Genomic DNA, 22176 nt, shown 5'->3' on the forward strand with positions numbered 1-22176 from the left:
CAGACTAGGTGGAGAGTTTCAGAAGGATGTTAAATCAATTAGGTTAAGACCTGGGAATGAATCGAGACCATGTAGACCACAGTTTCAGAAGGATGTTAAATCAATTAGGTTAAGACCTTGCATCGCGTCCCCCCTACTCTACCAACAGTTTCAGAAGGATGTTAAATCAATTAGGTTAAGACCAAGCTGATTTAAAGGAGTGATTTAATATGTGTTTCAGAAGGATGTTAAATCAATTAGGTTAAGACCTAAGCACATTTTTATCTGAACAATCGTTGGGTTTCAGAAGGATGTTAAATCAATTAGGTTAAGACCTCAACGAAAGTACAGCTACAAAGCTTGTGGGTTTCAGAAGGATGTTAAATCAATTAGGTTAAGACCTCTTGAAAGAAAATTTTGAAGTTTAGGAGGGTTTCAGAAGGATGTTAAATCAATTAGGTTAAGACCAATTACCAAAAACTACAGTTGTGGTTCAGAGTTTCAGAAGGATGTTAAATCAATTAGGTTAAGACCAGTGCGATGGGTGGAGTTAATAAAGACAACGTTTCAGAAGGATGTTAAATCAATTAGGTTAAGACCTATAATGCCGGCTACGCAGCAGGACTTACTGTTTCAGAAGGATGTTAAATCAATTAGGTTAAGACCTTCCCAAAATATCCCTCAAGTGGTTGATGAGTTTCAGAAGGATGTTAAATCAATTAGGTTAAGACCTCTTCTCGTGGCAATTGTTTATAGCCTTCTGTTTCAGAAGGATGTTAAATCAATTAGGTTAAGACCGGTCTTCATAAAATACAACATGAGAGTTATGTTTCAGAAGGATGTTAAATCAATTAGGTTAAGACCGTTTGTAATGTTGAACCAGATAAACTAATTGTTTCAGAAGGATGTTAAATCAATTAGGTTAAGACCTTATTTGTACTCTTTTTGTACTCCGAAGAAGTTTCAGAAGGATGTTAAATCAATTAGGTTAAGACCACAGACCATTGAACAATGTCATTTATCAAAGTTTCAGAAGGATGTTAAATCAATTAGGTTAAGACCCTGGAATCATTTCCGAATTACCGTCAGTGTGTTTCAGAAGGATGTTAAATCAATTAGGTTAAGACCGGATCTCACTAGAACATTTTAAGAAACCATGTTTCAGAAGGATGTTAAATCAATTAGGTTAAGACCTCTAAAACAAGCAGTAACATTGTTTGATCGGTTTCAGAAGGATGTTAAATCAATTAGGTTAAGACCACAAACGAAACGACAAATGCGGGAACTGTGGTTTCAGAAGGATGTTAAATCAATTAGGTTAAGACCTAAGGAAGTTTCTTGAATATGCTGAGAAACGTTTCAGAAGGATGTTAAATCAATTAGGTTAAGACCTTTGATTTTATAAATTTGGGTATCATTCCTGTTTCAGAAGGATGTTAAATCAATTAGGTTAAGACCTGAATGGTTATGAACATTTAAAGGAAATTTGTTTCAGAAGGATGTTAAATCAATTAGGTTAAGACCCTAGCTCCTCAATATCTACTTTTTTAGCATGTTTCAGAAGGATGTTAAATCAATTAGGTTAAGACCGGATCTCACTAGAACATTTTAAGAAACCATGTTTCAGAAGGATGTTAAATCAATTAGGTTAAGACCTCTAAAACAAGCAGTAACATTGTTTGATCGGTTTCAGAAGGATGTTAAATCAATTAGGTTAAGACCACAAACGAAACGACAAATGCGGGAACTGTGGTTTCAGAAGGATGTTAAATCAATTAGGTTAAGATCTACTTTCTTTTATGATATAATTTAGGCGTAATTTCAGAAGTATATTAAAGATCTTTAGGACTTGGAAAGTCACAGGAGGATTAAGTTTCAGAAGTATGTTAAATCAATTAGGTTAAGACCTAAAGTACCAAAAATATCTTATAGTACTTATAAATCTATCAGAAAATTTTCTGATAGATTTTTTTATGCAAAAATTTTGTATTTTATGCTATATTATGGTTGATAACGTAATATTATATGATATATAATATAGTTGAAGATAAGATATAAAAGAAAGTGAGGGATGATGATGAAAATTCAAGTTAGTTCTGATTTACTAGATGGTTTAGTATTAGCGCTTTTAGATAAGCAAGATTATTATGGATACTCATTGACACAGGATATGCAAAGAGCAATTTCAATTTCAGAATCAACACTCTACCCAGTATTACGCAGGTTAAAGAATAATGGTTTATTAGAAACATATGATCAATCATATCAAGGGAGAAATCGTAGATATTATCGCATAACAAATAGTGGGGAAGAACATTTAGGAAGAGTTAAAAAAATGTGGAGTGACTATAAAGTTAGTTTGGATTCAATTTTCGAAAAAAATAGAGAGGGGGAATAATAATGAACTCAGAAATAACAAAGTATCTACAAGAATTAAAAAAATATTTAAGACGTTTAGATGATAGTGAGATCAAAGATATTGAGGATTTCTACACAGAATATTTAGAAGATGCAGGGGTACAAACACGTGCAGAAATTGAAGAAAAAGTTGGAACACCTAGACAATTAAGTCTACGAATACTAGCAGATTATTCATTGAAGGATGATGGTAAGGAAAGTGGTGGCATTTTACCTAAGACAAATATCAAGACTGCTTGGCTAATCATTTTGGCATTACTTGCGACACCAGCAACTTTAATTATAGGGGTAGCCTTACTAGGAGTTTTAGTAGCAGCAATTGGTGTAGCTTTTGCAGTAGCAGTAACAATTATTGCCTTAGCTGGAGCAGCTATCTTTATAACCCTAACTAGTTTATATGTAGGAATATTCCTATTGTTTACAAAATTAGGAGTGGGACTATTTTATCTTGGAATAGGAATTATTGGTATCGGAGCATTAATGGTTATTCTACCAATAATTTACTTGATAATAGTAACAGTTGTAAAAATGGTAGCGAACTTCATTCGATATATTTACAGACGTTTCAACAAAAAGGGGGTTAGATAGCTATGAAAAAGACAATAATAAGTGGTTTTATAATTTCCATTATTGGCGCTATTTTATTAGCAATTGGCTTTGGACTTAAAGGAAATAAAAGTATTGTTTTTGAAGATTTAAAACCTGTTATTGCAGATAGTACTAAAGTTACTCAAGCTCATACCTATAAAGACATTAACAAACTTGATATAGATGTTAAAGATGTTAATGTGGAATTTAGAGAAGGAAAGAACTATTCTGTAAGATACGAAGGTGCAAAATCTAGCTCCCCAACGGTAAAGAAGTCTGGTAATCAACTAGAAATTAAAGGACGCTTAAGTAGTCATAGCATAAGATTTAATGGAATGAGCATGTATGATGATTATTATCGAAATTCTGATCGAAATAAGATGATAATTACTTTACCAAAGGATAGTAAATTAGATGAACTAAATCTTAAATTATCTGATTCTTTATTATCACAGGTTAATATGACAGGAATTGAAGCAGATCAAGTTAAGGCATCTATTCATGATACTAAACTAGATTTAAGAGATGCTAATTTTGGAAATGTAGAATTATCTGCAGGTGATTCAGATATTAGTATGACCAATACGGTGTTAAGTAATGGTAAGTTAGACTTAAATGACACAGATGTACGCTTAAATGGTGGATCATTGATGCAAGTTGCAATGAATATTACTGACGGAGATGTGGATTACAATAATTTGTCTATTCAAGGTGGTAACTTACGTAATAATGATGGTGACATTAAGATGAGTAATACACAAATTCAAGGTGGATACAAGATAGATGATACTGACGGAGACGTACTAGTTTCTCGTGTAACAGTTGATGGCTATCGAGTTCAAAGTAATGATGGCGACGTAAGATTATTTGAACAAACAACAAGTAATGGTAATGTTTTAGAGAAGAATTCTAACTCAGATAATGTATTAGATATTATAAGTAATGATGGCGATATTACTGTAAATTAATTAAGGAGGAGATAAATATGAAAAAATTGACTAAATCAAATGATAAAGTTTTGACTGGTGTATTAGGTGGTTTTGCAGAATATTTTGGAGCAGATAAGGCTCTAGTTAGAATTATTGGTGCTGCATTGATGATGGTAACTGGATTCTTCCCAGGAGTATTCCTTTATATTATTGCAGCAGTAATAATGCCAGAAAAAACAGACAAAGATAATGACGACGTAATTGAAGGCGAATTTCACGAGAAATAATGAGTATTAAAAAGTATGTTTAGGAAACTGAGCATACTTTTTTATTAGCAGGTATTTCGGATTTTAAATAAAGTAATTACTGAGTGATAGCAAAAGAGCAACACCTTAGTCAGTATTATAATCATGATATACTTTCAAATGCTGATATGTTTAGAAAGCATGAGGCTAAAAGGGTTAAATATTACTTTGACGTATGATACAGTAGACTTGTAGGAAGAAAGATAATGATTTCTCGAGAAAAAAAGATAGGAAAGTGCACAAAACTATCAATAATTATCATTGGCCTACTTGAAAATAGTAGTGAAGTTAGAGCTAGATTTAAGTATGGAGTGATAAAATATGGAAAAAGTACAAGAATTACAAAGATTAGTTGTAGAGTTATATGACAGTTTTGAAAATGATAATCGTAAAGGTGTAGAAGAAATTCGTCAAGTTCTAGCAAATGTAAATGAAAAGTATAAAACAAGTAGTCATCCATTGGCTTGGACAGGAAGATTGGTACTTTATCTACAAGTGAATGCTGTGAAAAAAGACTTATATTTGACACCAGAACAAAAGGATATTATCAAGGAATTGGCTAGAATTGGTAAAAGAACAAATTTGAATTATGTTTATCTTAGTCCAGTGGATGATGCCAAACAATTTGTTTAGTTAAATAATTAATAATAGTTTGAAGTCAGCGAATCAAATTTTTGATTAAATTTGGTTCGCTGATTTTTTTATGGATTAAATATACGAAATTATATTTTGTAACACAAATGTAACATTCTTAACATAATTTTCTCAACGTGTGCAAATTATGTTTTAAACACTTACAGCATCAGCGTTTTCTCGATATGCACAACAAGAGCAAAAATGATTAGATTATGAGAAAATATCTCATTCACAAATCTATACCCTTTATTAATAAGCGTTTTCAAAACTAAAAACACTAATTTGTGAATAATAAGATAATTATTTTATATGTTGAAAAACTATATTTTACATGATATGCTTAGTTCATAAATTAAAGAAAACGTTTTCTTAAAAGAGGTACATAAGGAGGTCTAATGATGTCAGATAAATATATTATGGCTATCGACGAAGGTACTACAAGTACACGTGCGATTATCTTCGACAAAAAAGGAAATAAAGTTGCTGAAGGACAAAAAGAATTTCGTCAATATTTCCCTCAACCAGGTTGGGTAGAACATGACGCTAATGAAATTTGGAACGCAGTATTATCAACAATAGCTAATTCTTTTATTAGCTCAGGGATACAACCAAAACAAATTGCAGGTATTGGTATTACTAACCAACGTGAAACAACTATTATTTGGGACAAAGAAACAGGATTACCAATTTATAACGCTATTGTTTGGCAATCAAGACAAACAAGTGACATTGCACAAAAATTAATTGATGAAGGTTATTCTGATACTATTCATGAAAAGACAGGTTTAATCATTGATGCCTACTTCTCAGCAACAAAGATTCGTTGGATCTTAGATCATGTAGAAGGCGCTCAAGAACGTGCTGAAAAAGGTGAATTATTATTCGGTACGATTGATACATGGCTTACATGGAAATTAACAGGTGGTAAAGTTCACGTAACAGATTATTCTAATGCTAGTCGTACAATGTTGTTCAACATTCATGATTTGAAATGGGATAAAGAAATTTTAGAATTATTGAATATTCCTGAAGCTCTATTACCAGAAGTTAAAGGAAATTCTGAAATCTATGGTCAAACTGCAGCATACCACTTCTTTGGTAGTCAAGTTCCTATTTCCGGTATGGCTGGTGACCAACAATCTGCTTTATTCGGTCAATTAGCTTTAGAAGATGGAACAGTTAAGAATACTTATGGTACAGGTTCATTTATTGTAATGAATACAGGTAATAAACCAGTTCTTTCCAAGAATAACTTGTTAACAACTATTGGATATTCTATTGATGGCAAGATTAATTTTGCTTTAGAAGGTTCAGTATTTGTATCTGGTTCAGCACTTCAATGGTTAAGAGATAGTATGGAAATTATTGAATCAGCTCCTGAATCAGAAAGAGCAGCTAATGAATCAACTAACCATAATGAAGTTTACGTTGTCCCAGCCTTTACAGGTTTAGGTGCTCCTTACTGGGATAGTGATGCTCGTGGGGCAGTGTTCGGATTAACACGTGGTACAACTAAGAATGACTTTATTAAAGCTACTTTACAATCACTTGCTTACCAAACAAGAGATGTATTAGATACGATGGAAAAAGATACAGGTATTAAGATTCCAGTCCTTCGTGTTGACGGTGGAGCTGCTATGAATAACTACTTGTTACAATTCCAATCTGATTTGCTTAATAAGTCAGTTGAAAGAGCTGGAAACTTAGAAACAACAGCTCTAGGTGTAGCTTTCTTAGCTGGATTAGCAGTTGGTTTCTGGAAAGACACAGATGAATTGAAAGAATTATTTACAGTTGGTCGTAGATTTGAACCAGAAATGTCCGATGATGCTAGAGAATATCTATATGCTGGATGGAAGAACGCAGTAGAAGCAACACGTATATTCAAATATAAAATAAACGAAAATCTTTAGGAGGAAGATACAATGACATTTTCAATTAAAACACGTAAAAACACAGTTGATAAATTAAAGAATGAAGAATTAGATTTGTTAGTAATTGGTGGGGGAATTACAGGTGCAGGTGTTGCCCTCCAAGCTACAGCTTCCGGTTTGAAGACTGGTTTAGTTGAAATGCAAGACTTTGCTGAAGGAACAAGTTCTCGTTCTACAAAATTAGTTCATGGTGGTATCAGATACCTAAAGACATTTGATGTAGGTGTTGTTGCAGATACTGTACAAGAACGTGCAGTTGTTCAAGGAATTGCTCCACATATTCCAAGACCTTTCCCAATGTTATTACCTATTTATGACGATCCAAGTTCAACATTCGACATGTTCAGTGTTAAGATTGCGATGGACTTATATGACCGTTTAGCTGGAGTAACAGGCACACAATATGCTAACTACACAATTTCTCGTGAAGAAGTATTACAACGCGAACCAAACTTGAAGAGCGATAAGTTATTAGGTGCAGGTGTTTACCTTGATTATGTAAATAATGATGCTCGTCTAGTTATTGAAAACATTAAAGAAGCTGATGAATTAGGTGGCTTAATGGCTAGTCACGTTAAGGTTGTAGGTGTTCTTCATGATGATAATGGGCGTATTAATGGTGTAAAAGCTAAAGACTTATTAACAGATGAAGAATTTGAAATCAAAGCTAAGATGGTAATTAATACTACAGGTCCATGGGTAACTAAGACATTAGGCTTAGATGACAAGAATGGTGAAGGCGAAGTAATTCGTCCAACTAAGGGTGTGCATTTAGTTGTAGATAGCTCACGTCTAAGAGTTCCTCAACCAACATATTTTGATTCTGGAATTGGTGACGGTCGTATGATTTTCGTTGTTCCACGTGAAAACAAAACATACTTTGGTACAACAGACACAGACTACACTGGTGATTACAAGCATCCAAGAGTTGAACAAGCTGATGTAGATTACTTATTAAAAGCTATCAACAACAGATACCCAGAAGCTGAAATTACAATTAATGATATCGAAGCAAGCTGGGCAGGTTTAAGACCACTTCTATCTGGTAATGGAAGTTCTGACTATAACGGTGGTGGATCTAACACTGGTAAAGTATCAGATGAAAGTTTCGAAAACTTAATTAAGATAGCTGTAGCATACAGTAAAGATGAAGCAAGTCGTGGCGAAGTTGAAAAATCAATCAGTAGCTTGAAGACAGCTTCAGCAGAAAAGACTCTAAGCCCATCACAAGTATCTCGTGGTTCTTCACTTAAAGTAGGTGATGATGGTTTAATCACACTTTCTGGTGGTAAGATTACTGACTACCGTAAGATGGCAGCTGGGGCAATGGAATTAATCCGTAAGTTATTCAAAGAATTATTTAATAAAGATGTACGCGAAGTTGATTCCAAGAAATTACAAGTTTCAGGTGGACACTTCGATCCTACAAACGTTGATGAAACAATGAAATTCTACCAAAAGATTGCGATGGACAAAGGTATGCCAGCTGCAGATGCTGCTGACTTAGCAAATCGCTTTGGTTCAAACACAAGTCGTGTAATTTCTTACGCAGACGATGTAGAAGCAGCTCCAGGTTTAACTTTAGCTGATACATTGAGCTTACATTACTCTGTAAACGAAGAAATGACCTTGAATTTAGTAGACTTCTTATTACGTCGTACAAACTATGTTCTCTTCCATAAAGATGAATTAATGATGAAGAAAGATGCCTTTGTTGATGAAATGGCACGCATTATGGAATGGAATGAAGAAGAAAAAGCAGCTGCAGCTAAGCAATTAGATGAAACTATTGCAGAATCAAGCTTAGCATATTTAAAGTAAACTGCTGATAAAACTAGATAATAGAGGTGATTTGTGTGAACGGGTTTTTAGGAGAATTTTTAGGGACAATGGTCCTAATCGTACTAGGTGTGGGCACGGGTGCTGGTGTTAACCTTAAAACATCATATGCACGTAATTCAGGTTGGCTATTCATCACAATTGCTTGGGGTATGGCTGTAACATTTGGTGTTTATGTAGCTGGTAGCTTTGGTTCTCAAGGACATTTAAATCCTGCAGTTACAATCCCATTCGCAATCTTTGGATTCTTCCCATGGGATCAAGTATTGCCATACTTATTAGGTCAGTTCTTAGGAGCCTTTGTTGGTGCAGTTTTAGTCATCATCCAATATGGAGCACAATTTAAGAATGCCAAAGACGCTAATGACGGTAATGTAGTAGGAATTTTTGCAACAGGTCCTGCTATTAACAATGGCTTATACAATTTCTTAAGTGAAACAATCGCAACTTTTGTATTCATCCTAACATTATTAAACTTAGGAGACTTTACAAAAGGATTGAAGCCATTGATTGTTGGTTTACTAATCATGGTAGTTGGTCAAGCTTTAGGTGGAACAACAGGATTTGCCTTGAATCCAGCTCGTGACTGGGCTCCAAGATTTGCTTACTCAGTATTACCAGTACCTAATAAAGGTGATTCAAACTGGGGTTATGCTTGGGTTCCAATGTTTGGCCCATTAGCAGGTGGTTTAATTGCAGCTTGTGTTCAATATTTCTTAATGTAATAGGTAAATATATATTTCAGAGGAGAAGTGTAAAGGGTTTGCACTTCTCTTTTTTTATATATAAAAGTGTGCTACAATTTATCTTTTGAAGACAATAAAAGATAACGAGGTGAAAAAGTTGAAGCAGCCATTAATTTCATTTAAACATGTTGTTAAAAGCTATGATGACGATGTTCAGGTACTGAAAGATGTAAGTTTTGATATAGAAGAGGGTAAATTCTATACGCTGCTGGGTCCTTCAGGTTGTGGGAAAACTACAATTTTGAATATTATTGCAGGTTTGTCTGATGCTACATCGGGGGACGTTTATTTTGATGGTAAACGAATAAATGATGTACCAGCTAACAAGCGACAAGTTAATACAGTATTTCAAGACTATGCATTATTCCAACATTTGAACGTGTACGATAACATCGCATTTGGATTGAAAATAAAGAAAGTTCCAGCTGATAAAATTAAGGAAAAGGTTACTGAGGCCTTGCGCATGGTACGTTTAGATGGTTATGAAGATCGAGCTATATCTGAAATGTCAGGTGGTCAAAGACAACGTGTTGCAATTGCAAGAGCGATCGTATTGGATCCCAAGGTTCTCTTGTTAGATGAGCCGCTTTCAGCTTTGGATCAAAAGTTAAGAGCAGAAATGCAATATGAATTACGTTCATTACAAAAAAAACTAGGAATAACATTTATTTTTATTACTCATGATCAAGAAGAAGCTTTGGCGATGAGTGATGAAATCTTTGTTTTAAATAATGGTAATATTGTTCAAAGTGGAACGCCAGTAGATATTTATGATGAACCAATTAATCATTATGTGGCAGATTTTATTGGAGAATCTAACATTGTAAATGGAATAATGATTAAAGATGAGTTGGTAGAGTTTGCTGATCAACAATTTCCTTGTGTTGACGGGGGAATGAAGCCTAACGAACCAGTTGAAGTTGTGATCAGACCTGAAGATTTAGTTTTGACAAGCCCAGAAAAGGGACAATTGAAGGTTAAAGTAGATACACAATTATTCAGAGGGGTTCATTATGAAATTCGTTGTACAGATGCCTTAGGTAATAAATGGTTAGTACATTCTACCAAGCGAGCTGTACCAGGTGAAAATATTGGACTTTCATTTGGACCTGAAGATATCCATGTTATGAGATTCAATGAATCAGAAGAAGATTTTGATGCTCGTTTGGATAGCTATAATGATTAATAGGGGGAATAGTAAATGAAAAAGATAAATCCTTTATTAACAATCCCTTATTATCTATGGATAGGTTTATTTGTAATTGCTCCAGTGTTGTTAATTGTCTATTATTCTTTCATAGACATCCATGGGAACTTCACTTTAAGTAACTATGGAAATTATTTCGGTTCAGGCAAGTATTTAATGATGACTTTTAACTCATTCCTATATGCTTTTATTATTACCTTTTTTACGGTTTTAGTAAGTTATCCCATGGCATATTTTTTGACGAAGTTAAAGCATAAAGAACTTTGGCTATTGTTAGTCATCTTACCAACCTGGGTTAATTTGTTGTTAAAAGCTTATGCCTTTATTGGTATTTTTGGAATTGACGGAAGTGTAAATCATTTTCTTAGTTTTTTTGGAATAGGACCTAAACAGATATTATTTACTGATTTTAGTTTTATTGTTGTTGCGACCTATATTCAAATACCTTTCATGATAATGCCAATATTTAATGCCCTTGAAGAAATTAATCCGTCAGTTTTACGTGCTAGTCGAGATTTAGGTGCTAATGAATGGCAAACCTTCTTTAAAGTTGTAATGCCATTATCTATGAATGGGGTAAAAAGTGGAATTCAAGCAGTATTTATTCCATCGCTCTCACTATTTATGTTGACACGTTTGATAGGAGGAAATAGGGTAATCACTCTAGGTACTGCTATCGAAGAACATTTCTTGGTAACACAAAATTGGGGAATGGGTTCAACAATTGGTGTTGTTTTGATTGTTATAATGTTCATTGTTATGGTAATTACCGGCGAGAAAAGGGGGCATAAATAGATGAAGAAAATTAATTGGAAAAATGTGTATCTATGGGTAATGTTTATCTTCTTATATGCACCAATCTTTTACTTAATATTTTATGCCTTTAATAGCGGTGAAACGATGAATAGATTTGAAGGTTTTAGTTGGGTTCATTTTCAAGAATTATTTGCTGATACGCGATTATTGATAATCTTGTTAGAAACTTTTATTTTAGCTTTCTTATCTGCATTGATTGCGACTATGATAGGAACTTTTGGTGCAATTTCAATTTATCGTTACCAAAAACGCAGAACAAGACTGGCTTTATTATCATTAAATAATATTTTGATTGTATCGCCAGATGTTATTATAGGTGCTAGTTTCTTAATTCTATTTACATTATTAGGTTCCTGGATACATAGTTTATCATTAGGATTTGCTAGCGTACTATTATCCCACATAGCTTTCAGTATTCCAATTGTAGTTTTGATGGTATTGCCCAAATTACAAGAAATGCAAGATTCTTTGACGATGGCAGCTTATGATCTAGGTGCAAACCACTGGCAAGTTTTAACAAATGTTGTACTTCCTTACCTAACACCAGGAATAATTGCAGGATACTTTATGGCATTCACATATTCATTGGATGATTTTGCAGTTACATTCTTTGTTACAGGAAATGGCTTTACAACTCTGTCAGTTGAAATTTACTCACGTGCTAGACGAGGAGTCAGTTTAGAGATTAATGCTTTGAGTGCGTTAGTATTTTTATTCTCTTTAGTTTTAGTGATAGGTTATTATTTTATCAGTCGTGATAATAGCGCCAACCATCGCCGCCAAGGTAAGCAAGTTAGAAAAGAGGTGCTACACTAATGAAAAAATTACTAGCACTAATATCAGGAATTATTGTAATTATTGTATGCTTGTCCTTAGGTGTTATGAGACTTAATCGTACAGAAAATACACAAACGAATAGCAGTAGTAAGAAAGTGTTAAATATCTACAATTGGGGAGATTACATTGATCCACAATTGGTAAAGAAGTTTGAAAAACAAACAGGATATAAAGTTAATTACGAAACTTTCGATTCTAATGAAGCAATGTTTACTAAGATTAAGCAAGGTGGAACACCATATGATATTGCTGTTCCAAGTGATTATATGATTCAAAAAATGGCAAAGGAAAAATTGCTATTGCCATTAGATAAACACAAGATAAAAGGAATGGATAACAATGATCCACAATTCTTGGATTTAAGTTTTGATAAGCATAATAAATATTCTGTACCTTATTTCTGGGGAACACTGGGAATTGTATATAACGATAAGTATATAAAACCAGGTGAAATAACTAATTGGAATGACTTGTGGAATTCTAAGTACCGTAAGCAAATTTTGTTTATTGATGGTGCTAGAGAGTTCATAGGAATTGGGCTAAATAGTTTAGGATATTCTTTAAACTCTAAGAATGATTCTCAGATTAATCAGGCATATGATAAGTTAAAGAATCTAACACCTAATGCTAAAGCTTTTGTAGCAGATGAAATTAAAACGTATATGCAAAACGATGAAGCGCCTTTGGCAGTAACATATTCGGGGGAAGCATCAGAAATGTTAGATAATAATTCTCATCTTCACTATGTAATCCCAGATGATGGAACTAACTTGTGGTTTGATAATATTGTTATTCCTAAGACAGCTAAGAATGTTAAAGGTGCGTATGAATTCATTAACTTCATGTTAGAACCAAAGAATGCTGCACAAAATGCAGAATATATTGGTTATGCTACGCCAAATGATAAAGCAGCTAAATTACTTCCTAAGTCTATAACTTCTGATAAGCAATTCTATCCTACTAAGAAGCAGATGAGTAAAATGGAAGTATATGCTGACCTAGGTCAAACATATCTAGAAAAATATAACGATGACTTTTTAGAATTAAAAATGTATCGACAATAAAAATAAGCAGTATTGGTATTTTCACCAGTACTGCTTTTTAAATTCTAATTAAAAACACAACAAAACAACCCTTAGCTTCTTCATTTAACTTTAATATCACTTGGAATCTAATGTTCCCTGTCTTCAATGAAGCTAAGAGTTGTTAATCTTATAATAAGGAGTTCTACTCAATTGTTCCCACACCTTTAAAAATATTTTCTATCTGTTGGTTCATAACCTAACAAGATCTCCTAATTAATCCAATTAGTAACGCAATTCAAAATCAAGATTTTCTGACATATTAAAATGTCTAAACTCAAGTTGTTGGTTCTATCACCCTCTAAGGACTTATTGCAACAACGACTATTCAGTTGTATGATTCGTACTAATTGTGGGAATCCTTTGACTCCTTACACTTATTTTATAACATATATTTCTCTTTATTGCAAGCGTTTTCCTTGGTTAAATAAAATTAACTTATTTTTAAGAAATATATTGACAATAATATAAAGCCTTTTGTATAATCAATTACAACAAATGACGGAAAGGAAGAAGTATTATGAATAACTCTAAGATTAATGAATTGAATATTCGTTGGCAAAGCCAGTATTAGGGTTGTTTCTGTGAGTGCAGATACGACCTTGTCAGATTGTCGTATCTGTGCTGGCTATATATTATATTTCTTCAATTGCCCGCACGGATTAAGTACTTCGTGCGGGTTTTGTTTTTTTAGGCATCTCCTGCAAAATGTGGGAGGTGCCTTTTTTGTTGGTACGACAATTTGAACAAATAATTGAAGATAAATTTCAAAGAAAGGATTTTAAGAAAAATGAAAAGATTAATAGCAACAATTATTGCATTAGCAGTATTTTTAGGAGTAGCTTTTAACGTAGAAAAAAAGCAAGAAGAAAGCAAAAATAAAATGCCTACAGTCGCTATTTTACAAACATTAAGTCATCCAGCTTTAGATCAAATCCATCAAGGAATAGTGGATGGATTGAAAGAAGAAGGTTTTGTAAATGGTAAGACTATGAAGATTGATTACCAAAATGCTCAAGGTGATCAAAGTAACTTAAAGACAATGAGTGATAGATTTGTACAGGAAAAAGCATCAGTACTTATTGGAATTGCTACACCTGCAGTTCAATCACTAGCAAATGAAAACAGTAAGATTCCTATTACAATGGGAGCTGTAAGTGATCCAGTTGGAACTGGTTTGGTAAAAACTTTAGAAAAGCCAGGTGGTACAGTTTCTGGGGTAATGCACAAGGAACCTGTCGCTGCTCAAGTGAAGTTGATTAGAGAATTCATGCCAGACTTGAAAAACATTGGAGTAATTTACACATCCAGCGATGATTCATCAACTGCCGAATATAAGGAATTTAAGAAGTTAGCTGAAAAAGCAGGAATTACAGTTAAAACTTATACAATAACTTCTACTAATGATATTGATCAAGTATCTGCAACTATGGCAAGTGAAGTACAAGCTGTTTATGTACCTTCTGATAATACCGTTGCTTCTGGCTTCTCTACTTTAGTAAAGAATACTAATGCGAAGAATATTCCAATTTTCCCAGGTGTTGACTCAATGATTAAAGGTGGCGGTGTAGCAACTGTTAGTGTTAGTCAATATGAATTAGGAAAATTAACAGGTAAGATGGCAGCTCAAGAACTTAGGGGTAAGAATCCAGCAACAATGCCAGTCGAAACAGTGAAAAAAGGTTCTACAGTTATTAATCAAAAACAAGCAGATAAGCTTGGTTTGAAAGTACCAGCGAGTGCTATAAAGCAAGCAAATGAGAAGGGGGAAATTATAAAATGAGTTTAGTAACATCAGCAATAGGTCAAGGCTTATTATGGGGAATATTAGCGTTAGGTTTATTCTTAACATTTAGAATTTTAAATTTCCCTGATATGACAGTTGAAGGGACATTCCCATTTGGTGCAGCTGTATGTGTATCAGCTTTGGTTCATGGAGTTAATCCAATTGTCGCAACTGCATTATCTTTTGGTGCAGGATTATTAACAGGATTAATGACAGGTTTACTTTATACAAAAGGTAGAATTCCTATTTTACTAGCAGGTATTTTAGTAATGACAGGTATTTACTCTATTAACTTACGCATACTTGGAAGAGCCAATGTTGGTTTGATGCATCAAAAGACATTATTCTCACCAGAATTTTTAAAGAATTTACCAGACGGTTTTGACAGTGTCTGTGTGGGAATTATTTTTACAATAGTTATCGTAATTTTATTGGCAGTTTTTCTAAATACTGATATTGGACAAGCATTTATCGCTACTGGTGATAATGAAAAAATGGCACGTTCATTAGGAATCCATACTGACAATACAAAAATATTAGGGCTCATGATTTCTAACGGTTTAATTGGTTTAGCAGGTGGATTGATTTCACAAAATAACGGTTATGCTGACGTAAACATGGGTGTGGGAACAATCGTTATTGGTTTAGCTGCTATTATTATTGGTGAAGTAGCATATGGAGAATTGAGTTTGACTGCACGTTTGGTGGCCGTAGTAGTCGGAAGTATTTTATATCGTTTCGTGCTATTAATTGTCTTGAAACTAGGCTTCAGCACTAATGACTACAAATTACTTTCAGCAATAATTTTGGCATTCTGCTTAATGCTACCACTATTACAAAAGAAATTTCACGTTAATAAAGTTTTGAAGAAAGGGGTTGAACGTCCATGAGCCAAGTAGCGCTAGAATTAAAGAACATTAATACTACTGTGAATATTGGAACACCTGAAGAAAAAAGAATTTTAAAGGATTTGAACTTAACTTTAGAGAAAGGTGATTTCGTAACATTACTAGGAACAAATGGTGCTGGTAAGTCAACTTTATTGAATGTAATCAATGGATCATTGAATACTACTTCTGGTCAAGTAGTTCTAAATAATCATGATTTGACCAAGTTATCAGAAGTTAAACGCGCTAAATATATCGCTCAGGTATTTCAAGATCCTAAGATGGGAACAGCTCCAAGAATGACGGTTGCTGAAAATTTATTATTAGCTACTAAACGTGGCCAAAAAAGAGGGTTAAGACTTAGAGGTCTGAAGAAACATTTAGCGAAATTTAAAGAAGAAACTGCTCAATTACCAAATGGTTTATCAGATAGACTGAATACTTTTGCTGGTAGCCTTTCTGGTGGTCAAAGACAGACACTAAGTTTCTTAATGGCAACAATTCAAAAGCCAGAATTGTTATTATTGGATGAACATACTGCAGCTTTAGATCCTAATACGAGTCACCAATTGTTAGAATTAACAAATGAAGTTGTAGAAAAAGAAAATTTAACATGTATCATGATTACTCACCAAATGAAAGATGCACTAAAGTATGGTAATCGAACTGTGATTTTAAATGATGGTAAGGTTGTGCTAGATGCTAAGGGTGCAGAAAGAGAAAAGTTGACTGAAGAAGATGTATTAAAATATTTCGCAAACTAAGCAAAAAAAGCTACTGGTTTTTTAAACCGGTAGCTTTTTATTCAACAACAACTTTTGTTCCTGTTTTAATATTTTCATAAAACCATTTAGCATCTGCGACAGACAAACGTACACAACCATGAGAATTACTTGATTTTCCCAATTGTTCAGCTTCGGAAACGACATAATTACCGTTAGCATCAACTGGAACTGTATGGAAAAGATAAATTCCGTGATCTTTAAAAGATACCCAGTAGTTTGCACCTTCACCAGACTGAGCGTTGTAGAAATGATCGCCACGCTCAGCTTGAATTTCGAAAGTTCCCTTAGGTGTTTCTTGACCCTTGGAGCCAGTAGAACATAACATAGTATATAAAACTTTATTACCATTCATAAGGTAGACGCGATGCTTGCTAGTTGAAACTTTGACCCACATATTGGGATAGGCATTAACATCTGGATATGGTTTTTTCTCAGATGGACTTTGCCAATCTACTTTAGATGCTTGGTGAGTAACAACAGTTTCAACACTGGAACTACTCGAATTAATATTTTGACTAGCTGTATTTTTAGCATAATTAAAAAGGAACTTGTAACCACCAACGGCAATTACGACAAGTATCAGTAGAAATTTGAAAAAATTCTGTTGATATTTTCTTTTGCTAAATTTTTCAGATCTAGAAGGCAAAACTAGCACCCCTTTCTCTCTATACTAATTTAACGTATAGCAGATTAATAGTCAAAAATAAGCAGATAAAGTTGACAAAACTTAATAATTTTGTAAGAGTATTGTATTTTCAAAAAATACATGTTATACTGTAGTTTCTATATTATACGGTTTAGCTAGGAAAAGGTCCTAGCTTTTTTCATATCGAAATAGAGATGATTTTGACAGTGTAAGAGCCAGCTGGAGCAATAACAGTAGCTGTGTGACCAACTTTTTTGTGCATAATAGCCTTACCTATAGGGGAAACAAAAGAGATTTTGTTATCATCAACATTAACTTCTTGCTTTCCAACGATCTGATATGTTTCTAGGTCGTTTTCATCATCATCGAATTGGATAGTTACAGTGGTTCCAATATCTACACTATCAGCATTTTTAGGAGTTATGATTTCTGCATATTGAAGTTGTTTATTTAAGTAGCGTAATCGACTTTCTAAATGACGTAAGTCACGTTTAGCGGCACTATATTCAGCATTCTCTGATAAATCGCCTAAAGCTCTAGCTTCTTGAAGTTGTTTTATTTTGGCAGGGCGATCAAGTTTTAACTGTTCAATTTCATCTTCAATTTGTTTATAACCATTTGGTGTCATCTTTTGGAAATATATTTTGGGCATGTTATCACCTCTCTGTAATTTATAGGGATAATTATAATAAGAAAAATTTTAAATTCCAATAGCAAATAATTGACACTATGAAGTAGTCGCTGTATAGTATTTACTTATAAAATGTTAGTAAGAGAGAAGTGAGTGAAATAATTACTGCAGATATTTTAGGGCTAACAGCTTTAATTGGTATTTTATTGTTAGTTCAAAGTAGTTTAACAAAACGTGAAAAGCGTAGATATAAATAAATTTTCTACTATGTTTATCGTAAAATAGTCAATATTGACATTTTTTATACAAGAATATATATTATAAGTAATCATTCTTATCTGAACTTAGATGAAGTAGTCAAAGTGCTTTGTCCACGTTCCCTATTTTAATTTATGGGGCGTGGTGTAGGCACTTTTTTATTTGTTTAAATTTATGTATTGTAAAGAAGTAAGGAGGTAAGGGCATGGCTACAATGGTACCAACAGAATTTGATACAATCGCTGCAATTTCAACTCCACCTGGAGAAGGGGCGATTTCAATTGTTCGTTTAAGTGGAGAAGATGCTGTTAAGATTGCAAATAAGGTGTTTAAAGGAAAAAATTTAGAAAAAGTTCCAACACATACCATTAATTACGGACATATTGTTAATCCTAAAACTAATGAAGAACTTGATGAAGTAATGGTGTCAGTGATGTTAGCACCTAGAACATTTACTCGTGAAGATGTTATTGAAATAAATTGTCACGGAGGGATTGTTCCAACTAACCAAATTCTACAATTACTATTATCAAATGGAGCAAGATTAGCAGAACCTGGTGAATTCACAAAGCGTGCTTTCTTACATGGAAGAATTGACTTAACTCAAGCAGAATCTGTAATGGATTTAATTAGAGCTAAGACTGATCGTTCAATGAAAGTGGCTTTAAATCAATTAGATGGTAATTTATCACATTTAATTAGAAACTTACGTCAAGATATCTTAGATGTTTTGGCTCAAGTTGAAGTTAATATTGACTATCCAGAATACGACGATGTGGAAACACTAACCACTAAGATGTTACGTGAAAAAGCAATTGAAGTTAAGAAGAGTATTCAACAATTGTTAACAACTGCTAAGCAAGGAAAAGTTTTACGTGAAGGCTTGGCAACTGCAATTGTAGGGCGACCAAATGTTGGGAAATCTAGTCTATTGAATCATTTACTTCATGAAGACAAAGCAATCGTAACAGATATTGCTGGAACAACACGCGATGTAATTGAGGAATATGTTAATGTAAGAGGCGTTCCTTTGAAATTGATCGATACAGCCGGAATCCGAGAAACTGAAGATAAAGTTGAAAGGATAGGGGTTGAACGTTCCAGAAAGGCAATCGAACAAGCTGATTTAGTTATGTTAGTTTTAAATGCTAGCGAAGAGTTAACTGATGAAGATAAAGAATTAATTCAGGCTACGAGTGGTAAAAAGAGAATTGTTATCTTAAATAAGACAGATTTACCACAAAAGCTTAATATGGATGAAGTGCGTGAATTAGTGCCAGAAGATGAACTTATTACGACATCTGTCTTAAAGAAAACAGGGGTAGATAAGTTAGAAGAAAAGATTGCAGAACTGTTCTTCGGTGGAATAGAAAATTCACAATCTACAATTATGGTAACAAATGCTCGTCATATTGCTTTATTAAATCAAGCAGAAGATTCTTTAGATGCAGTTCTACAAGGATTAGATTCAGGAATGCCAGTTGACTTATGCCAAATTGACATGACAAATGCCTGGGATGAACTAGGTGAAATTACGGGCGATTCTTACCAAGATGAATTATTAACACAGTTGTTTAGTCAATTCTGTCTAGGAAAATAAGAAAAAGAACAAAGAGGGAAATCATGGAATTCGGAAAAAGATATAAAGCTAAAGACTATGATGTAATTGTTGTTGGGGCAGGACATGCCGGATGTGAGGCAGCCTTAGCTTCAGCTAGAATGGGTAATGAAACTTTATTAATTACGATTAACCTTGAAATGGTTGCATTTATGCCATGTAATCCATCTATTGGTGGACCAGCTAAAGGTATTGTAGTTAGAGAAATTGATGCCATGGGTGGCGAAATGGGACGTAATATTGATAAGACTTACGTTCAAATGAGAATGTTGAATACAGGTAAGGGACCTGCTGTACGTGCTTTAAGAGCCCAAGCTGACAAGCGTCAATATTCTATTGAAATGAAACATACAATTGAACAAACACCACATTTAACTTTGCGTCAAGGAATTGTTGATGACTTGATTATTGAAGATGGTGAAGTTAAAGGTGTAGTAACCAATACTGGTGCTTGCTATGGTGCGAAATCAGTAGTTTTAACAACTGGTACAGCTGCTCGTGGAAAGATTATCATTGGTGAATTAATGTATTCTTCTGGTCCAAATAATACTCAACCAGCTTTAGAACTATCTAAGAACTTAGCTAAATTAGGATTTGAATTGAAGAGATTTAAGACAGGTACTCCACCTCGTGTCGATGGAAATACTATTGATTACGACAAGACTGAAGAACAACCAGGTGACGTGGAACCTAACCACTTTAGTTATGAATCTAAGGATGAAGATTACTTAAAAGTTAAGGATCAATTATCATGTTGGTTAACATATACTAACGAATATACACATAAAATTATTCAAGATAATTTAGACAGAGCACCAATGTTTACTGGTGTTATTGAAGGGGTTGGACCTCGTTACTGTCCATCAATCGAAGACAAGATTGTACGTTTTTCTGACAAACCTCGTCATCAATTGTTCTTGGAACCTGAAGGACGTAATACCGATGAATACTATGTTCAAGGTTTATCAACATCTTTACCAGAAGAAGTTCAACAAGAAATGGTACATTCTATTGATGGCTTAGAACATGCTGAAATGATGCGTCCAGGTTATGCAATTGAATATGATGTTGTTTCACCATATCAACTAAGACCAACATTGGAAACTAAGTTGATCAAGGGACTATACACAGCTGGACAAACTAACGGTACTTCTGGTTATGAAGAAGCTGCAGGTCAAGGCTTTATTGCTGGTGTAAATGCTGGTCGTCGTGCTAAGGGACTAGAAGAAATCACTTTGAAACGTAGTGATGCTTACATCGGTGTTATGATTGATGATTTGGTAACAAAGGGAACAAACGAACCTTATCGTCTTCTAACTTCACGTGCAGAATATCGGTTAATTTTGCGTCATGATAATGCAGATTTACGTTTAACAGAATTAGGTCATGAAATTGGTTTGATTTCGGATGAACGCTATGCTGCTTTTGAAGAAAAGAAAGCACAAATTGAAGCTGAAAAGCAAAGACTATCAAAGATTAGAATTAAGCCAAATGCTGAAGTTAATGCCTTTGTGGAAGCTCATGGTGATCGTGAATTAAAAGATGGTGTGCTAGCAACTGAATTCTTAAGAAGACCTTATGTAACTTATCAAGATCTATTGAAATTCATCCCAGCACCTGCTGAACCATTAGATAGACGTGTAATTGAACAAATTGAAATACAATTCAAGTACGAAGGATATATCAAGAAAGAATATGCTAAAGTTGAAAAACTAAAGCGCATGGAAGCTAAGAAGATTCCAGCAAGAATTGATTACTCTCGTATTGAAGGAATTGCTACTGAAGCTCAACAAAAATTAGCTAAGATTCAACCTGAAACATTAGCACAAGCTGGACGTATCTCAGGGGTAAATCCAGCTGACTTATCCATTTTAGCTGTTTATATTGAACAAGGAAAGATTGCTAGAGTCGACGATTAGCATAAATTTACTTTTTCTTATACATTTTGAAAAAATTTGTCGGGAAAATTCATATTTTCTTCATAATTAAAAGGTATTATATAAACATAAGCTAATGATAAATTAACCCCATTTATTATTAGACTTTTTCATTTTTTCTCATACCTTATAGTTTTCTCCCCCAATTAAATAAAACTATAAGGTGATATAACATATAACTCCTTTTTCTCCATGGTTTTTCTGTTGTTGACCATGGAGTTTTTTTATATATAAGAATTTATTTTTTATTAAAAATGACCTAGATAAATTTACCTAAAAATAACAAAAAAGTTCTATACCAATACGTCGGTA

The 22176-nt window shown here is 33.7% G+C and carries 19 protein-coding genes and 1 CRISPR repeat array (1 of these 20 only partly in view); of the genes, 17 read left to right on the forward strand and 2 right to left on the reverse strand.

Features of this window, described 5'->3' with window-relative positions; all coding sequences use genetic code 11:
* A CRISPR array of direct repeats spans nt 1-1887; the repeat unit is 36 nt; unit sequence GTTTCAGAAGGATGTTAAATCAATTAGGTTAAGACC; it begins 777 nt to the left of the window's first position.
* Nucleotides 1888-2056: 169 nt separating this feature from the next.
* From PTA89_RS00630 to PTA89_RS00700, 15 genes are all read left to right on the forward strand, one after another.
* Complete coding sequence (locus tag PTA89_RS00630; RefSeq protein ID WP_034982287.1) at nt 2057-2377, forward strand: PadR family transcriptional regulator; 321 nt, start codon at nt 2057-2059, stop codon at nt 2375-2377.
* 2 nt (nt 2378-2379) lie between these two features.
* Nucleotides 2380-2985, forward strand: a complete 606-nt coding sequence (locus tag PTA89_RS00635) for a DUF1700 domain-containing protein (RefSeq protein ID WP_003704556.1) — start codon at nt 2380-2382, stop codon at nt 2983-2985.
* A gap of 2 nt (nt 2986-2987) precedes the next feature.
* Nucleotides 2988-3953: a DUF4097 domain-containing protein gene (locus tag PTA89_RS00640; RefSeq protein WP_268857297.1), complete on the forward strand. Its 966-nt coding sequence runs from the start codon at nt 2988-2990 to the stop codon at nt 3951-3953.
* 17 nt (nt 3954-3970) lie between these two features.
* Nucleotides 3971-4201: a PspC domain-containing protein gene (locus tag PTA89_RS00645; RefSeq protein WP_003704561.1), complete on the forward strand. Its 231-nt coding sequence runs from the start codon at nt 3971-3973 to the stop codon at nt 4199-4201.
* Between the two features lie 339 nt (nt 4202-4540).
* On the forward strand, nt 4541-4852 hold the full coding sequence (locus PTA89_RS00650; protein WP_003700769.1) for a bacteriocin immunity protein: 312 nt from the start codon (nt 4541-4543) through the stop codon (nt 4850-4852).
* 401 nt (nt 4853-5253) lie between these two features.
* A complete protein-coding gene (glpK, locus tag PTA89_RS00655; RefSeq protein ID WP_324177247.1) occupies nt 5254-6768 on the forward strand; it encodes a glycerol kinase GlpK in 1515 nt (504 codons plus the stop codon).
* 12 nt (nt 6769-6780) lie between these two features.
* A complete protein-coding gene (gene glpO, locus PTA89_RS00660) occupies nt 6781-8610 on the forward strand; it encodes a type 1 glycerol-3-phosphate oxidase (protein WP_003700772.1) in 1830 nt (609 codons plus the stop codon).
* A 35-nt stretch (nt 8611-8645) separates the two neighbouring features.
* On the forward strand, nt 8646-9353 hold the full coding sequence (locus PTA89_RS00665; RefSeq protein WP_003700773.1) for an MIP/aquaporin family protein: 708 nt from the start codon (nt 8646-8648) through the stop codon (nt 9351-9353).
* Between the two features lie 118 nt (nt 9354-9471).
* Entirely contained in the window at nt 9472-10560 is a 1089-nt protein-coding gene (locus PTA89_RS00670; protein WP_003709129.1) for an ABC transporter ATP-binding protein, read from the forward strand.
* Between the two features lie 15 nt (nt 10561-10575).
* Nucleotides 10576-11376 (forward strand): ABC transporter permease, encoded by an 801-nt coding sequence (locus PTA89_RS00675; protein ID WP_003700777.1) that lies wholly within the window; start codon nt 10576-10578, stop codon nt 11374-11376.
* Nucleotides 11377-12213: an ABC transporter permease gene (locus PTA89_RS00680; protein WP_003709132.1), complete on the forward strand. Its 837-nt coding sequence runs from the start codon at nt 11377-11379 to the stop codon at nt 12211-12213. It begins immediately after the preceding gene.
* Complete coding sequence (locus PTA89_RS00685) at nt 12213-13298, forward strand: ABC transporter substrate-binding protein (protein WP_003707194.1); 1086 nt, start codon at nt 12213-12215, stop codon at nt 13296-13298. The genes PTA89_RS00680 and PTA89_RS00685 overlap by 1 nt, the downstream gene beginning before the upstream one ends.
* Before the next feature lie 808 nt (nt 13299-14106).
* Nucleotides 14107-15099, forward strand: coding sequence for a tryptophan ABC transporter substrate-binding protein (trpX, locus tag PTA89_RS00690; RefSeq protein ID WP_003700783.1), 993 nt, complete (start codon nt 14107-14109; stop codon nt 15097-15099).
* Nucleotides 15096-15992 (forward strand): ABC transporter permease, encoded by an 897-nt coding sequence (locus tag PTA89_RS00695; RefSeq protein WP_003700784.1) that lies wholly within the window; start codon nt 15096-15098, stop codon nt 15990-15992. The genes trpX and PTA89_RS00695 overlap by 4 nt, the downstream gene beginning before the upstream one ends.
* On the forward strand, nt 15989-16753 hold the full coding sequence (locus tag PTA89_RS00700; RefSeq protein ID WP_003707192.1) for an ABC transporter ATP-binding protein: 765 nt from the start codon (nt 15989-15991) through the stop codon (nt 16751-16753). The genes PTA89_RS00695 and PTA89_RS00700 overlap by 4 nt, the downstream gene beginning before the upstream one ends.
* Nucleotides 16754-16790: 37 nt before the next feature.
* Here the strand turns inward: PTA89_RS00700 and PTA89_RS00705 are convergent, their stop codons facing one another.
* Nucleotides 16791-17420 (reverse strand): L,D-transpeptidase, encoded by a 630-nt coding sequence (locus tag PTA89_RS00705; protein ID WP_324177248.1) that lies wholly within the window; start codon nt 17418-17420, stop codon nt 16791-16793.
* 178 nt (nt 17421-17598) lie between these two features.
* Complete coding sequence (gene greA / locus PTA89_RS00710; RefSeq protein WP_011475533.1) at nt 17599-18072, reverse strand: transcription elongation factor GreA; 474 nt, start codon at nt 18070-18072, stop codon at nt 17599-17601.
* A 442-nt stretch (nt 18073-18514) separates the two neighbouring features.
* Here greA and mnmE point away from each other — a divergent pair, with 442 nt between their 5' ends.
* Both mnmE and mnmG read left to right on the forward strand, forming a co-directional pair.
* Nucleotides 18515-19909, forward strand: a complete 1395-nt coding sequence (gene mnmE / locus PTA89_RS00715; RefSeq protein WP_003700790.1) for a tRNA uridine-5-carboxymethylaminomethyl(34) synthesis GTPase MnmE — start codon at nt 18515-18517, stop codon at nt 19907-19909.
* A 23-nt stretch (nt 19910-19932) separates the two neighbouring features.
* Nucleotides 19933-21846: a tRNA uridine-5-carboxymethylaminomethyl(34) synthesis enzyme MnmG gene (mnmG, locus tag PTA89_RS00720; protein WP_081533484.1), complete on the forward strand. Its 1914-nt coding sequence runs from the start codon at nt 19933-19935 to the stop codon at nt 21844-21846.
* Nucleotides 21847-22176 lie beyond the last annotated feature (330 nt).

The sequence above is a fragment of the Ligilactobacillus salivarius genome, assembly GCF_035231985.1.
GTDB lineage: Bacteria > Bacillota > Bacilli > Lactobacillales > Lactobacillaceae > Ligilactobacillus > Ligilactobacillus salivarius.

Coding starts and splice junctions, on each gene's coding strand:
- PTA89_RS00630 (WP_034982287.1), top strand. CDS start 2,057: ATGAAAATTCAAGTTAGTTCTGATTTACTAGATGGTTTAGTATTAGCG.
- PTA89_RS00635 (WP_003704556.1), top strand. CDS start 2,380: ATGAACTCAGAAATAACAAAGTATCTACAAGAATTAAAAAAATATTTA.
- PTA89_RS00640 (WP_268857297.1), top strand. CDS start 2,988: ATGAAAAAGACAATAATAAGTGGTTTTATAATTTCCATTATTGGCGCT.
- PTA89_RS00645 (WP_003704561.1), top strand. CDS start 3,971: ATGAAAAAATTGACTAAATCAAATGATAAAGTTTTGACTGGTGTATTA.
- PTA89_RS00650 (WP_003700769.1), top strand. CDS start 4,541: ATGGAAAAAGTACAAGAATTACAAAGATTAGTTGTAGAGTTATATGAC.
- glpK (WP_324177247.1), top strand. CDS start 5,254: ATGTCAGATAAATATATTATGGCTATCGACGAAGGTACTACAAGTACA.
- glpO (WP_003700772.1), top strand. CDS start 6,781: ATGACATTTTCAATTAAAACACGTAAAAACACAGTTGATAAATTAAAG.
- PTA89_RS00675 (WP_003700777.1), top strand. CDS start 10,576: ATGAAAAAGATAAATCCTTTATTAACAATCCCTTATTATCTATGGATA.
- PTA89_RS00680 (WP_003709132.1), top strand. CDS start 11,377: ATGAAGAAAATTAATTGGAAAAATGTGTATCTATGGGTAATGTTTATC.
- PTA89_RS00685 (WP_003707194.1), top strand. CDS start 12,213: ATGAAAAAATTACTAGCACTAATATCAGGAATTATTGTAATTATTGTA.
- trpX (WP_003700783.1), top strand. CDS start 14,107: ATGAAAAGATTAATAGCAACAATTATTGCATTAGCAGTATTTTTAGGA.
- PTA89_RS00695 (WP_003700784.1), top strand. CDS start 15,096: ATGAGTTTAGTAACATCAGCAATAGGTCAAGGCTTATTATGGGGAATA.
- PTA89_RS00700 (WP_003707192.1), top strand. CDS start 15,989: ATGAGCCAAGTAGCGCTAGAATTAAAGAACATTAATACTACTGTGAAT.
- greA (WP_011475533.1), bottom strand. CDS start 18,072: ATGCCCAAAATATATTTCCAAAAGATGACACCAAATGGTTATAAACAA.
- mnmE (WP_003700790.1), top strand. CDS start 18,515: ATGGCTACAATGGTACCAACAGAATTTGATACAATCGCTGCAATTTCA.
- mnmG (WP_081533484.1), top strand. CDS start 19,933: ATGGAATTCGGAAAAAGATATAAAGCTAAAGACTATGATGTAATTGTT.